This window comes from Neobacillus sp. SM06 (assembly GCF_050496765.1).
Lineage (GTDB): Bacteria > Bacillota > Bacilli > Bacillales > Cytobacillaceae > JAEVLT01.
In genome coordinates, this window is record NZ_JBNWEO010000015.1 from 659,574 (window position 1) to 674,376 (window position 14,803).

12 protein-coding genes are annotated in these 14,803 nt (G+C 44.5%); 5 read left to right on the forward strand and 7 right to left on the reverse strand.

Annotated elements, in window-relative coordinates:
- Positions 1 to 16 precede the first annotated feature (16 nt).
- On the forward strand, positions 17 to 2,083 hold the full coding sequence (locus tag ACQYAD_RS12790) for a peptidoglycan D,D-transpeptidase FtsI family protein (RefSeq protein ID WP_430238687.1): 2,067 nt from the start codon (positions 17 to 19) through the stop codon (positions 2,081 to 2,083).
- A gap of 529 nt (positions 2,084 to 2,612) precedes the next feature.
- Here ACQYAD_RS12790 and ACQYAD_RS12795 read toward each other — a convergent pair.
- The 5 genes from ACQYAD_RS12795 to ACQYAD_RS12815 all read right to left on the reverse strand — a co-directional run bounded on the left by ACQYAD_RS12795 (position 2,613) and on the right by ACQYAD_RS12815 (position 7,912).
- The gene (locus tag ACQYAD_RS12795; RefSeq protein WP_430238689.1) at positions 2,613 to 3,068 is read right to left on the reverse strand and encodes a (2Fe-2S)-binding protein; all 456 of its coding nucleotides are present in this window, start codon (positions 3,066 to 3,068) and stop codon (positions 2,613 to 2,615) included.
- Positions 3,065 to 3,907 (reverse strand): FAD binding domain-containing protein, encoded by an 843-nt coding sequence (locus ACQYAD_RS12800; protein WP_430238690.1) that lies wholly within the window; start codon positions 3,905 to 3,907, stop codon positions 3,065 to 3,067. Before ACQYAD_RS12800 ends, ACQYAD_RS12795 begins: the two co-directional genes overlap by 4 nt.
- Entirely contained in the window at positions 3,907 to 6,222 is a 2,316-nt protein-coding gene (locus tag ACQYAD_RS12805) for a xanthine dehydrogenase family protein molybdopterin-binding subunit (RefSeq protein WP_430238691.1), read from the reverse strand. The genes ACQYAD_RS12800 and ACQYAD_RS12805 overlap by 1 nt, the downstream gene beginning before the upstream one ends.
- The gene (locus ACQYAD_RS12810; RefSeq protein ID WP_430238693.1) at positions 6,213 to 6,824 is read right to left on the reverse strand and encodes an NTP transferase domain-containing protein; all 612 of its coding nucleotides are present in this window, start codon (positions 6,822 to 6,824) and stop codon (positions 6,213 to 6,215) included. The genes ACQYAD_RS12805 and ACQYAD_RS12810 overlap by 10 nt, the downstream gene beginning before the upstream one ends.
- A gap of 89 nt (positions 6,825 to 6,913) precedes the next feature.
- Entirely contained in the window at positions 6,914 to 7,912 is a 999-nt protein-coding gene (locus ACQYAD_RS12815; protein ID WP_430238695.1) for an XdhC family protein, read from the reverse strand.
- A 133-nt stretch (positions 7,913 to 8,045) separates the two neighbouring features.
- On the opposite strand from ACQYAD_RS12815, the gene ACQYAD_RS12820 reads away from it, so the two are divergent.
- Entirely contained in the window at positions 8,046 to 9,584 is a 1,539-nt protein-coding gene (locus ACQYAD_RS12820; protein WP_430238697.1) for a multicopper oxidase family protein, read from the forward strand.
- Positions 9,585 to 9,606: 22 nt separating this feature from the next.
- Here the strand turns inward: ACQYAD_RS12820 and ACQYAD_RS12825 are convergent, their stop codons facing one another.
- On the reverse strand, positions 9,607 to 9,849 hold the full coding sequence (locus tag ACQYAD_RS12825; protein ID WP_430238699.1) for a hypothetical protein: 243 nt from the start codon (positions 9,847 to 9,849) through the stop codon (positions 9,607 to 9,609).
- A gap of 71 nt (positions 9,850 to 9,920) precedes the next feature.
- Complete coding sequence (locus ACQYAD_RS12830) at positions 9,921 to 10,613, reverse strand: FUSC family protein (protein WP_430238700.1); 693 nt, start codon at positions 10,611 to 10,613, stop codon at positions 9,921 to 9,923.
- A 159-nt stretch (positions 10,614 to 10,772) separates the two neighbouring features.
- Between ACQYAD_RS12830 and ACQYAD_RS12835 the strand changes: the two genes are divergently transcribed.
- The 3 genes from ACQYAD_RS12835 (at position 10,773) to ACQYAD_RS12845 (ending at position 14,803) form a co-directional block, all read left to right on the forward strand.
- Positions 10,773 to 11,474 carry a response regulator transcription factor gene (locus ACQYAD_RS12835; protein WP_430238701.1) on the forward strand — a complete coding sequence of 234 codons (702 nt, stop codon included), beginning with the start codon at positions 10,773 to 10,775 and terminating at the stop codon, positions 11,472 to 11,474.
- On the forward strand, positions 11,471 to 12,898 hold the full coding sequence (locus tag ACQYAD_RS12840) for an ATP-binding protein (RefSeq protein WP_430238703.1): 1,428 nt from the start codon (positions 11,471 to 11,473) through the stop codon (positions 12,896 to 12,898). Before ACQYAD_RS12835 ends, ACQYAD_RS12840 begins: the two co-directional genes overlap by 4 nt.
- A 210-nt stretch (positions 12,899 to 13,108) precedes the next feature.
- Entirely contained in the window at positions 13,109 to 14,803 is a 1,695-nt protein-coding gene (locus tag ACQYAD_RS12845; RefSeq protein WP_430238704.1) for a chloride channel protein, read from the forward strand.

Here is a 14,803-nt window from a genome sequence, read left to right on the forward strand (position 1 = left end):
AGGATGTGAACGGCTTTTGAAAAATAAGGTATCATCCTTCCCTTTTCGTCTGAACCTTCTTTTTTTCTTTATTTTTATTCTATTTTTACTGCTAGTTTTGCGGCTTGGCTTTGTGCAAATCGTTTTTGGTGAAAATTTCAAAAGAGAAATTGCTCGAAAAGACGATATCACGATAACTAATCCCGTCCCCCGTGGTAAAATGCTCGACAGAAATTTCAAAGTGATTGTTGATAATATCCCAAAAAATGCCATCTCCTACACGAGCGAAGGGGCAGGACAGCAGGATATGCTAAAAACTGCTGAAAATTTAGCAAAATTGATTGAGATAAAAACAGATACACTGACGGTGCATGATAAAAAAGATTTCTGGCTGCTCAAACACCCCGAACAAGCGGCTGCAAAGATAACGAAACAAGAGCAAACGTTGTATCGCTCGAAAAAAGTAACTGAAAAAGACATTTATCAACTAAAGCTGAAAAGAGTCACACCTAAAGATTTAAATCAATTGACAAGCGAAGATTTAAAGGTTCTGGCCATTTTTCGCGAATTCAAAAAAAGTTATAAATACACCCCACAAATGGTTAAAAATGATGGCGTCACTAGCAAGGAGTTTGCGCTTGTCACTGAGCAACTTCAATCCCTTCCCGGCGTGGATACAACAACTGACTGGGAGCGCTCCTATCGATTCGGCAACACTTTGAAATCTGTGCTCGGCAATGTTACGGATGCAAATGAAGGAATCCCTGCCGATCAACTTGATATTTTTTTATCAAAAGGATACAGCCGAAACGATCGCGTCGGAAAAAGCTATTTAGAACTGCAATACGAAGACGTGCTTCACGGTTTTAAAGGAAAAGTAAAAAATAGTACTGACCAAGTCGAAAGTATTTTCAATCGAAACATCATTTCATCAGGAAAACGCGGCAGTGATTTAGTATTAAGCATTGATATGGATTTGCAATTGACCGTTGAAAAAATTATTGAGGAGGAATTATTGGCTGCAAAAAAATGGCCGGATACTTCCCTTTTAGATCGTGCTTACGTGGCATTAATGGATCCCCGTACAGGTGAAATTTTAACAATGGCGGGGAAAAAAATGGTGAAAAACAAAGAAACCGGTCATATTGATTTGCTTGACGATGCGCTCGGAACTTTTACAACGACATATAATGTCGGCTCCACCGTAAAAGGGGCTACCGTTTTAACCGGTTTTAAAACAGGTGCCATCACACCCAATACGTTTTTTGACGATCAAGGACTAAAAATCAAGGGAACGCCATTGAAAAAGTCGTATGCTTATTTAGGCACATTAAATGAGATTGATGCCTTAAAAAAATCTTCCAATGTGTATATGTTCCACACGGCAATTCAGATCGGAAAGGGCCATTACGAATACAATCAGCCACTCAGATTGAATGAACCGCATGCGTTTGAAATCATTCGCAATTCCTTTGCAAGCTTTGGACTTGGCGCAAGGACGGGAATCGATCTGCCTAATGAACAAACTGGTTTTAAAGGGACAAGCAGACTTCCCGGCTTTTTACTCGACCTCGCAATCGGGCAGTATGATACGTATTCGGCAATGCAGCTTGTTCAGTATGTTTCGACCATTGCAAATGGCGGCTACCGGATGCAGCCGCATTTGCTGAAGGAGATACGACAACCGATAGATAATATGGGTGAGCTCGGTCCGCTCGTGATGGAAATGAAGCCCAAAGTATTGAATACGATTGATGTACAAAAAGAATGGTTGGATCGCGTTCAAACCGGATTTCGTAAGGTGATGCAAGATTCGGAAGGCACTGCCTATAAGTTTTTCGGAGATGCCCCCTATTCGCCTGCGGGAAAAACCGGAACTGCCCAGGCCTATTACGATGGACCCGATCGGAATCGCTTTGGCAAGGAACCTCCTCAAGTGATGAACTTAAGCCTAGTTGGATATGCCCCAAGCCAAAACCCTGTGATCGCGATGGCGGTCATTGTTCCATGGGCGTATCAAGGAAAAGACGACCATCGTGCTAATTTAAAGATCGGCCGCCGAGTCATGGATGCATATTTCCAACTACATAAAATAAACCATTAGATGCCCCGATCACCTCCCTCTATTCGAAGGGAGGTGATCGGGGCATGGATCTTTCGCATATGGTCAAAATGGCTTATTCATGGAATTTGAAACTGTATCAGTGGATTTTGAACTTTTATCCGCGGGTTTTGACGTTTTATCCGCGAGTTTTATCGTTTTATCCGCGGGTTTTTGCTATTTATCCGTATCATTGACCTTTTATCCGCGGGTTTTGACGTTTTATCCGTGAGTTTTATCGTTTTATCCGCGGGTTTTTGCTATTTATCCGTATCATTTGACCTTTTATCCGCGGGTTTTTGTCATTTATCCGTATTTGTCACTTTTTGGACAAATTCACCTTGCTGGGTCACGGGATTTTTCCTTGGGAAACGTTCCACCGATTTCCTATCCGCGTATTTTGGCCTCTTATCAGCGGAACCCATCCTTTTATCCGCGAGTTTTATCGTTTTATCCGCGGGATCCACCATTTATCCTTATTTGTTAATATCCCGACAAAGTCTTCTACCCCTTCCCACCGACTCGGTATTGTTCATTTCCGTCGCAGGACGGATTTAACCGCCTGTTCGATCTCTGCATAACCGGTACAGCGGCAAATATTGGACTGGAGCCATTCACGAATCAGCTGATCATCTGCATCGGGATAATTTTCAATCAATGAATGGCAATTCATAATAAAGCCGGGTGTGCAATAACCGCATTGAAAAGCAAAATTTTCGATAAATGCCTCTTGAATCGGCGCAGCTTCAAGTCCTTCAATCGTTGTTATTTTTTTCCCAACAGCTTCAATCGCCAGCATCAGGCAAGATTTCATTGGCCGGCCATCAATAGTAACCGTACAAGCACCGCAATCACCATTCAGGCAGCCGGGTTTCGCACCCGTTAACCCAAGCGGACCACGCAAAACAAATAACAAGGTATCTGCCGAGCGCACAGTTACCATCCGTAATTCGCCATTCACATTTAATGCAATCGTGTGTGTCTTCATACTCTCCCCACTCCCTCAAACTGCATCAAAACATCTTCCAACAAATTTCCTAACACAAACAAGCGGTAATCAGCCGATCCTTCCACATCATCCAAAATAGGGCCTGGCAGTACCTCTAGTGCACCCTTTATCCTTTCTGCAGCCGAAAGGATCCGATTGTTTAAAAAAGCTTCCACCTCCGTTGAGCGAAATGGAAAAGGACAAAGTCCACTAACAGACACACGCAGTTCTCCGTTTATTTTCACTGCAGCGATTGTGATCAATGGATATCCTATCTCCCACTGTTGGCGCCGCTTCACTGCAAAAAACGGCGCCTCCACGATCTTTCTGTCCGTTACAAACTGAACAACGAGCTCGCCCTTATCAAGCTGCAGCTGTTCGGAAAACAACTTATTAAATGATGCCTGCCGCACCCCTTTAGGGCCAGCAATCACGACTTGACTGCCACCGAGCAAAAACGGCAAAGCGGCTTCACGATAAAATATTCGCGCACACACATTGCCGCCAAGCGTAATTTTTTCACGGGCCGTATGGTCGGCAATCCCGCTGGCCACTTGAGAAAGCAGGGGAAACACATTTGCATCAGCAATCTTTGTTAACGATACACCAGAACCAAGAAAAAGCTGGTCTTCGCTCCACTCAACCGCCTGCAAGTCAAGGATCCCCTTTATATCAATGACCGCTTCTGTATAAGCAAGATTGAGGCGCCCCAAGGTGATTAACTCCGTACCGCCGGAAAAATAAACCGGCTGCTTTCCCTGATGGTCTAGTTTGTGATAAAGCTGGACCGCTTCTTCCAAGGAAATAGGTTTATAATAGTCAAAATCAAACGGTAACATTACTCCCTCCTCCCCTTTGCCTGCCAAATGGTTTCGGGAATCAGCGGCAGTTTTTGTAAGGATACGCCAGCAGCCGAGGATAAGGCATTTCCTAGAGCTCCAGGTATTCCAAGCAAACCATGTTCGCCTACCCCTCTTGCCCCGTAAGCTGCATCTAGCTGCGGTGTCAAAACAAAATCCACCAAATAGTCCGGATTTTCTCCATAATGAAGCGGCCGGTATGTACGCAGCTGCGGATTCAACACACGGCCAAGCTCGTCAAAATAAAACGTTTCCCGACCGGCAAATGCGAGCCCCATACTCATTGCCCCCATCACCTGTCCCTTTGCCGCCTTTTCATTCAGAACGGTTCCAATATCGATCACGGAAACGGCCTTTACGAGCCGATACGTACAATCTCGTTTGTCAAATTCCACTTCAACTCCATATGCGCCAACCGTCCACTCAGGACCCGGCTGCCCTTTGCCGGTTTCCGGATCCATATGCGACATTCTGCGCAAAACATACTTTCCTTTACCAATAATCTGCCCGCCAATCGTATTGCCATTTGGATATTGGTACCCATAAGCAATTTCTTTAAATTCAAGTCCCACTGCCGGGTCATCCCGCAAAAACACCCGGCTGTCTGCCACTTCCAAATCTTCTAGGGGCGCCCGCAATACGCAGGCGGCAACTTCCTTTAATTGGCGGATTACATCTTCTGCAGCTTCAAGTACAGCTTTTCCAGCCATAAACGTTCCCCGGCTGGCAACCGTTTTCCAATGTTCAGGGGTTGTTTGCGTATCGACGTCCATTCGGACATGGATCTGATCGATATCCATCTTTAACCGTTCCGCTAAAATTTGAGCAAGCACCGTTTTCGTGCCTGTGCCAATTTCAATGACTCCCGCCATCAAATTGAGGCTGCCATCCGGATTGAACGTTAAAATCACACCGGAAGGCGCGTTCGTATCAATGGTTGACGTTTTCCAACTGCAGGAAATCCCTTTTGCGCGAAGAAATCGATCACTGATGTTTACAATCTGACCTTGCTCCCACTGCATCAATTCTTTTAACCGATTAATGCATTTGGGCAAGTTGCCGACATTGCTTTCGTTTAAACGCACTTGTGTCGGCGTACAATGCCCTGGTAAAATCGCGTTCCGCCTGCGAAGCTCGAGCGGATCCATCGCCAATTTTTCCGCAAGCAAGTCCATCGTCCGCTCAATTGCAAACGACAGTTCCGAATGGCTGAATCCGCGATAGGGCGAGGCGTACGGATGGTTCGTATACATGCAGTACGAATCGCACCATACATTTTCAATATTGTACGGTCCCGTACAGTCTGCCGCACCCGAACGAGCCAAATCGACACCCTTATCTGAATAGGCGCCAGAATCCCATAAATACCGGATTTCGGCCGCTTTGATTAAACCGTTCTGATCCGCGCCAAACTTGATCGTCGCATCAAGGCCAACATGGCACGGTGAGGTAATGATGTCTTCTTCCCTTGTGTTTACTAGTTTCACAGCTTTGCCGCCTACCGATTTCGATGCAAGATATGCAAGGATTTCGAGTTGAACGGCAGCTTTACCGCCATATGCTCCGCCGACGAGTGGAGTATGGACAATAATTTTTCCAACCTCCTCGCCAAAATAGCTCGCAATCAATTTTTTTACCATAAAAGGCGCTTGCGAAGAGGTCATGATCTCGATCGTGCCGTCTGGAAAAATTTCCGCTGTTGCACACCTAGTCTCCATTGCCGTATGGTCCGATGGTGAAAACGAAAAACTGGCCTCAACAATGGTCTCACACTCTGACCAGCCCCGTTTTAGATCGCCTTTGCGGATCTTCACTTGCGCGGCAATGTTCGTTCCTGGTACTGGCTTCACACCTTTTTCAACTTCATACTCCCCCAGCCGTTCATGGACAAGTGACGCACCCTCCTGAAAAGCTTCTGTTGGCGAATTGACAACTGGAAGCAGCTCATACTTCACCCTCACCAAATTGGCCGCTTTTTTAGCCAAAATCGGCGTATCCGCCACCACAAGCGCGACCGGTTCCCCATGGTAGCGCACTTTCCCTGAAGCAAGCGGAGGACGATCACGAATCGCCTCACCGTTCAGCGGAAATCCCCCACCTGTCACAATCGCCCGAACGCCAGGAATCTTTCTCGCTTCCACCGTATCCAATTCTACAATCCGCGCGTGACCGTACGGACTGACTACCATTTGAACAGACAATGTCTGCTTTCGGTAATCATGCGTATAGCGCGCCCGGCCTGTTACTTTGTCATACGCCTCTTTTCGAATCACGCTTTTTCCAATCACTCGCACATCCAACCCTCCCCCCTATAAATCTCGTATTCTTCAACCGTATCAATATCAAGTAAACAAAGCCGATCCCTTAAACCGATCACTTTCCCTTGCTTTCTCCACTTTCCGCGAAGCAAACATCCTGCCCCACGGTCCCCCTCAAGCCGAAAAACATCCGCAACCATCTTGTTAGCCAAAAGCACCGGAGGCTGAAGCGCCGCAGCAACAAACGCACGATCCGACGATTCCCTAAATCCTTTAACAAGCCTGTTCAGCAGCAAACAATCCACAAACGGCTGATCCGCCAACATCACCACTACCGCATCTGCCCCCATCACCATCGCTGCCTTTACCCCAGCCTTCAGCGAAGCACTCTGCCCCTCATCCGCCTTCTCACAGCACAAACATCCCCACCCCTTCTTTTTGGAAAAAGGAGCAAGCCACTGAAGCCCATCGCCCTTGCGGGTGACTGCGATGATCCAATCCAATTCGGATTCAATTGCCGCCCGAAGTCCCCAGCTCCCTAAACAAAGTTCGCCAAAAGGAAGCTCCAGTTTGTTTTGACCCATCCGCCTGCTTCTGCCTGCACCAAGATACACGCCAATAATACGGGGACTATTCATCAACTCATCCTTTCCAATCAGAATCGTCTGCCAAATGGGGTTTTAGGATAAACTATTCGCCAATCTTCCATCAATTTAACTATATATCCTTATCGGACGTTTAGTTTGTTCCGTGATGGGCTGCGGCACTCGGCAATTAATTGGGCAACAATGCTGACAGCGATTTCCTCTGCACCGACAGCCCCGATCGAAAGACCGGCCGGAGTATAGACCGGCAGCGGAATCTCTTCTTGGCGCAGTAACCGTCTTGTTCTCTCTTTTGATCCGAGCACACCGATATAGCTCACGTTTTCAGCTAAAATCCAATCTAAAAGCTCTCGATCCCGTTGAAAATCATGCGTCATAATCACAACACGATCGTCATGGGCGAATGAAAGCAATCGCATTAGCTTTCTTGGAAATCCTAGCAGCAGCTGATGCGCATCAGGAAAGTTTTTTTTCGTACAAAGGGCTTCCCGCCAATCGCAAACGACTACCTTGAAACCAGTTTTCACTGCAAGCGAAACAAGCGGTTGTGCATCCTGGCCGGCTCCAAAAACAATCAATCTCGGTTTCGGTTTTACAAGACATTGAAAAATGGAAGTACCCGGAATTATGCCGCTTTTTTCTGCTGTTTCCTCAATAAAGGGAACGTCTCCTTGCCACCAGCCAAATGGCTCACCCTCAAAAGGAACGAATAAATATTCAATCTCAGACTCAATCTTTTTCAACAGAACAACAGGAATATGGTCATCAAGTAATTTCTTCACTTTCGCAAAATCTGCAGCCAGTTTGTCATCTACTGGTTCCAATAGGACGGTAACGATGCCGTTACAGCCCGATCCACGCCCCCACCCCTCATCCGACTCACTCCTTAAATCATACTGAACCGTAATCGCCTGTCCGCTTACCCATACATCATCGGTTCTAATTGCCAAATCTTCCTCTAAACATCCACCACTGATTACTCCAAGACGATCGCCATTTTCCAAAAAAAGCATCGATGCCCCCGCTTTTTTATACGAAGACCCTTCTGTTTCAATAATGGTTGCTAGAACTTTTTTCCCAGACATTACAATACCATCTAATATAAGGTGAATATCGTCCATCACACACCCCCACATATGCAAAAAAGCATCTAAAATATGTATATTCAAACTGAAACAATTCCTAGAATTTATAATTTTTAGGGCCAAGCGTTCATATGGTTAAATAGAATCTTTTTTTAAAGGAGCGTATAGGATGCAGCTAACAAAATATATAGATCCGCTACCGATCCCGCCAGTCTTGAAACCATTGTCAAAAAATGGTGAAGCGGCCTATTACGAAGTTTCAATGAAACAGTCGTTGCAATCCCTTCACAGCGAACTGCCAGCATCCACGATTTGGGGATTTGAAGGAATGTATCCCGGGCCAACAATTGAAGTCCATTCAGGGGAAAAAATTTATGTTAAATGGAAAAATGACCTTCCTAAAGAACATTTTTTGCCAATCGATCATACTGTCCATGGTGCTGATTCTGTGACACCGGATGTCCGCACGGTCGTTCATTTGCACGGGGGGCGGACCGAAGCTGCCAGCGATGGCTATCCCGATGCCTGGTTTACAAAAGACTTTGCAGTAAAAGGGCCTTTTTTTCAAAAAGAAATTTACGAATATCAAAATGGACAAAGCTCTCGTTGTCTCTGGTATCATGACCACGCGATCGGGCTTACCCGGTTAAATATCTACGCGGGGCTTGCCGGATTTTATATTATTCGTGATCAGCATGAACGTCTGTTGAATTTGCCTGAAGGCGAATATGAGATTCCGCTGATGATTCAAGATCGATCGTTTCATGAAGATGGATCGCTTTTTTACCCAGATCAACCCGAAGAACCCGTTCCGGGAATCAATCCATCGATTATCCCATCTTTTTTTGGCGACACGATTTTGGTCAATGGCAAGATATGGCCGTATTTGGAGGTCGAACCGCAGAAATACCGCTTTCGCATTTTGAATGCAGCAAATGCCCGCTTCTTTCAGTTAACTCTTGATTCGGGTCAGGTGTTTTATCAAATTGGAACAGATAGCGGCTTTTTGGAGCGGCCGATCGGGGTGAAGAGCCTGCTGCTGGCTCCTGCTGAGCGGGTCGATGTGATTCTCGATTTTAGCCACCATGCGGGAAAAACAATTGTGATGAAAAATAATGCGCCAACCCATTATCCGGCTGGAGAATCTGTCGATGTTGATACAACCGGAAGCGTGATGCAGTTTCGAGTAACAAAGCCGCTTACTGTGCCGGACACCAGCATCATTCCTGCCTATCTTGGGCCGATTTATTGGATTCCTGAACGTGATGCAGTTCGTGAACGGTTTTTGGAATTAAGCGAGGAAAAAGACCGATATGGCAGATCATTTTTCTTGTTGGATAAACGAACATGGGATGACCCGATCAGCGAGGAACCATTTGTAGGAACAACGGAAATCTGGAGCTTTGTCAATACGAATCATGACAACCATCCGATTCATTTGCATTTAGTGCAGTTTCAAATCCTTGATCGCCGTCCGTTTGATGTTAAATTTTTTAAAAATACGAGACAAGTGCGCTATACAGGTGCACCGCTTCCACCTGAGCCGCAGGAACGCGGTTGGAAAGATACTGTCAGATGCCCGGAGCAATATGTCACCCGGGTCATCGTCCCGTTTTATCCGTTTACGGGCCAATATGTATGGCATTGTCATATGCTTGAACATGAGGACTATGAGATGATGCGGCCGTACAAGGTTTTACCAAGGTAACAAGCGATTTTAGCCTATGCAGTTACAGATTCGATTGGCTTGAACGGTTGATTTTCCGAAGCAATTGTTCCGTCTCAACCATAAGGGCAATGTGATATTGCTCCTGCCGGCATCCCGGCGGAATGACAACAGTCCATTTCTCCCCTGGTACAGCTTGATCGGCCGGGGGTTCTTTTTCTCTAAAAAAAGGGATAAGTGCCCTTACTTGATCCGCCCAAAGTAATTGTTCAGCCGGACTGATGGTTCCTTCTTTTCCCCAAGCCATAAACAAACCCACCGCCGAAGAGAGATACACATACCCTTGATTTAAACTGTACATTCGCTGTTGATAGTCCTTTAGCTGGCTTTGGCTCTTTCGGCTGAATGGATTGAAGTCAAGACTATCAGAAGCTTCTTTGATAAATTCCTTTGTTTGATGGAGGTCGCCCAATAGTTTTTTGATCTCGAGCTGTAGCAGGTAGCCTGCTTTTTTTCCAAACCGTTTTGAAGCCAATCAGCCGTCTGCAAAAAGGCTGCTGTTAAATGTCTTGAATAATGCTGGAAACTTTGTTCTGCCTGTTTCGTAAAATTCGGCGGATATAGGAACATATTAACCAAAACTGCGATCATCGCACCAATAAGGGTATCGCGAAACCGGTCATAAAAATAGGTACCCGATTTCAGGCCGATGACAAAAACAAGCAGAATGGTGAGTGCTGCCTGATGTATCGCTGTCTCGTCACGTTTCAGCCATTTAACGAGAAAACTGCCGATTAAGATCAACAAGCCGATGGTCCAAGCATTTACGGATAAATAAGGGGCTGTTGCAACCGTCACGCTAATGCCAATGATCGTTCCAGCCATTCGATGAAAGGAAAAACGAATAGAATTCTTCACAGTTGTTTGCACACAGAGAATAACAGAAATCGGCGCCAAAAAAGGATGATTTGATCCCATCCATTTTGCGATTTCCCATGAGACAGCTGAGGCAACCGCCATTTTCCAAATCAACCCGACTTTATTTTCCATTCGTTTCTTGGATGGTTTCACATTAGAGTCTCTCCATTCCTGAAAATTTGTTCGCATGTTCAAAATTCGAGCATTTTTTAGAATTCCTCCCTGCCAGTTTCTTATGCCGTTTTTCATACTTCAGAAACATTTTTCCTTTATAATGGAGACAAAAAGAAGGACAAGGGGTATCCAATTCAGATGAAAGAAGATTTTACGATCCTTGTGGTAGATGATGATCTTTATATCAATGAAATGATTCATCTTTATTTAAAAAATAAAGGCTTCCGTACAACAGCAGCTTTTACGGGAAAAGAAGCATTGGAAAAATGGCAAAAAGAAGGTGCCCATCTCATTATTTTAGATATCATGCTGCCGGATTTAAATGGCTGGGAGGTTTGCAAAGAGGTGCGAAAGACAAGCCAAATCCCGATTTTAATGCTGACGGCAAAAGGGGAAAGCGAAGACAAATTAAAAGGGTTTGAAATCGGCGCGGACGATTATCTAGTCAAGCCCTTTGACCCGAATGAAATGGTTGCCCGTGTACAATCATTGCTCAAAAGGGCCTACCTCATCCCCCCACCTGACAACCATTCGCTATTTCAATTTGGCCGTTTAAAAATCGATCCGGCGGGCCGGTCGGTGACAATCGAAAACATCCAAGTGGAGCTAACCCCGCGCGAGTACAAGCTGCTTTTGATTTTATGCCAGCATCCTAATCAAGTTCTTGCGAGACAGCAGCTTCTTGACCAAGTATGGGGAGAAGATTTCCTGGGCGAGGACCGGGTCGTTGATGTGTTTGTTACCCGCCTGCGTGCAAAGCTTGCTTCCGGAATGGATGGGTGGCGAATTGAAACAATCCGCGGCATTGGCTATAAATTTAAGGTGGAAAAAACGTTATGAAATCGATTTTTCAAAAACTCTTAACCTATTATCTCGGTGCAACGTTGATTGGCTTCATTTTATTTGCGTTTGTCATCAATTATTTCCTTCATGATTTTCTTTTTCAAAAAAAAGAAGATGCCTTGTTCCAAAAAGCAGAGCAATTGACAACACTAATAGAACAAAGCGGCGATCCAAGCAAGGATACTTTTTATAAAGCAACCGTACTCAACAATAAAAAAATAGAAAACATCAAAATGCACCTATTTCTTCTTGATGAAGACAGACCAAATAATCTCGCAAATTTTAAAAAGAATCTTTTAAGAAAGAGTGATGCATTCGACCCAACTATTGTTAATCAAGTCCTCTCCGGAAAAAAGGTGAAACAAATCGGCCAGCTGCAAAAAGCGGCCGATAAAGCGCTGATCATGGCTGGAGTGCCGGTGAAAGAAAATGGTGCAGTTGTTGGCGCATTGTTTTTAACCACCCCGGTAAAAGAAATCCCAACTGATCAAGTCTCCAAACTAATTCTGTTCGCCTTCTTCATTATTGCCATTCCGGCAATTGCGGTTTTATATTGGATTTCCCGGAGGATCTCAAAACCGCTAATTGTTATGAACCAATCCGCCCACTTAATTGGCGAAGGACAATTTCAGCAGCGCATTAAGGCAACGGGGAAAGATGAAGTAGGGCAGTTGGCAGTCACGTTCAACCAAATGGCAGAGCAGCTCGAGAAGCTTGAAAAAATGCGCAAGGATTTGATCATGAATGTGTCCCATGAATTGCGGACACCGCTCACCTCTGTTCGCGGCTTTATCCAAGGAATGCTTGAAGGCGTCATTCCCTTTGATCAGCAGGAACGTTATTTGCAAATTTGTTATTCTGAGATTGCGCGGCTTAGCAAACTATTAAATACAATGCTCGATTTATCAGCGATTGAAACCGGAAAAGTGAAACTCCAGCATACAACTGTTTCGGTTGTTCCCATCATTGAAAAAGTGGCTAGTACGATTCAGCCCCGCCTCGAGGTAAAACAAATCTCTTTTCGGATGGAAGTACAGGGATTAAAAACGGCAGCCATTTGGGGAGATGCCGAAAGGATCCAGCAAATTTTTTTCAATTTACTTGACAATGCGATCCGACATACTCCTATCGGCGGTTTGATTTCGGTTTGTGTAAAAAGTAGTGAGGAAACCGTTGAAGTTCGCATAGCCGATACAGGCAGCGGCATTCACCCTGACCATCTGCCACATATTTGGGAACAATTTTACACAGAAGATGTGTCGCGTCAGTCTCACCGGGAGAGAAGCGGCCTTGGGCTTACCATCACAAAGCAGCTAGTTGAACGAATGGATGGAAAAATTACAGTCGAATCAAACATTGGAAAAGGTACCAGTTTCACATTGCTATTTCCTTTACTGCAGGATTGCCAGAGTAAAAGTTAGAGAAATCAAACGGAAAAGATGCTTCACCCCTTTTCCGCTTACACCTTTTTTGGAATGGAAAAAAACAGATTTTATCGTATCTATCAGCAAACCATATTTTAGTCCCTTTATCCTAAAAGTTCTTCAATTTTACAAAAAAAATGATCCTTTTCTTTGCTATTATAAAATAAATAGAGATTACGATTTAAGTACAGGAGGAATTTAGACATAATGATTTCTTTGTATCATCGAATGAGTAAGGCGTTTTCGGAACAAACAACACTGCTTATTTACGCAGCCATTATCGGGGTCGGAGGCGGATATGGTGCTGTCGGATTTAGGTGGTTAATCAATCAATTTACCTATTTATTTTTTCACCGCACACAGACCGAACTTGCTTCCTACCACGGTGTCCGGACTCTGTTTGTACCAATTATTGGCGGTTTGATGGTCGGATTGCTGGTTCACTTTTTTGCTAGGGAAGCAAAAGGCCACGGCGTTCCTGAGGTTATGTATGCGATAACTGAGAAAAAAGGTGTGATCCGGCCAAGAATCGTTGTGTTTAAAGCAGTTGCCTCAGCTATTTCAATTGGATCCGGCGGCTCAGTAGGAAGGGAAGGTCCGATTGTTCAAATTGGTTCTGCTTGGGGCTCCACTTTTGGGCGGTTATTAGGCATTCGGGAGCAAAATTTAAAAATTCTTGTTGCCTGCGGGGCTGCTGCAGGGATTGCAGCTACATTTAACGCCCCTATCGGTGGAGCGCTTTTTGCTTTCGAAGTTATTTTAGGAAACTTTTCACGAACAAATGTCAGTGCCATTGTTATTTCTTCTGTTCTTTCAGCAGCAATTGGGCGTCTTTACTTTGGGAATATGGCTTCCTTCCCTATTCCTAATTATCATGTTTCAGGAATTATCATCTTATTGTTTTTTGCCATTCTTGGCATTGTTGGTGGTTTATACGGGGCTGTCTATGCAAAAGTTTTACTCTTTTTTGAAAATTTATGGGATAAAATGAATTCTCTCCCCGAATGGCTAAAACCGGCATTTGGCGGGATCATTATTGGTGCTGTCGGTTTCTTTTTCCCACAAGTTCTCGGAGTGGGTTATCCATCGATTGAAAAAGCATTAGTCAATCATATTGATTTAAATATGCTTGTCGTTTTATTAATTTTAAAATTATTTTTAACTTCCATAACGATCGCCTCAGGAGGTTCGGGAGGTGTTTTTGCTCCTGGTTTATTCATGGGAGCAATGCTTGGGGGCGCAGTCGGCATCATTTTTCAAAACCTTTTTCCTGGAATGGATATAAGTGAAGGTGTTTTTGCAGCAGTTGGAATGGCTACTGTTTTTGCTGGTTCTGCACATGCGCCGATCACTGCAATGGTCATGTTATTTGAAATGACCGGCAATTATCAGCTTATTTTGCCGCTAATGCTGGCCACAGTCATTGCAACGACCGTTTCAATGAAATTAAGCAGGGAAAGTATTTATACAATGAAATTAATGAGGCGCGGGTTTGACATTATTCGCAAGCGCGCAACTGACCGCCTTTCTTCTATTCTTGTGGGAGAAGCGATTCACCCTGAAAAGCTAACTCTTCAAGCAACGATTACTTTAGAAGAAGCTTACGTAAAATTTGAAAATAGTGCAGAATGGTTTGCCACAGTTCGGGATAAGGAGGGAAAATTGTTAGGGAGTGTTTCCCGGGCACAAGTATTGGAAGAACTTCAGCACCAACATGGCGGCAATTTGATTACAAACATACTTCCAAAGAAAATGGGCCATGTATCATCGAATGCTACTTTAAGTGAAGCCAGCCAAATCATGAATCAACTTGGAATCAACTATTTGTTAGTTGATGATGAGACGAAAAATTCAATAGGTGTAATTGGAAGTTCCGATATTATTAGATGCTATAAGGAATAA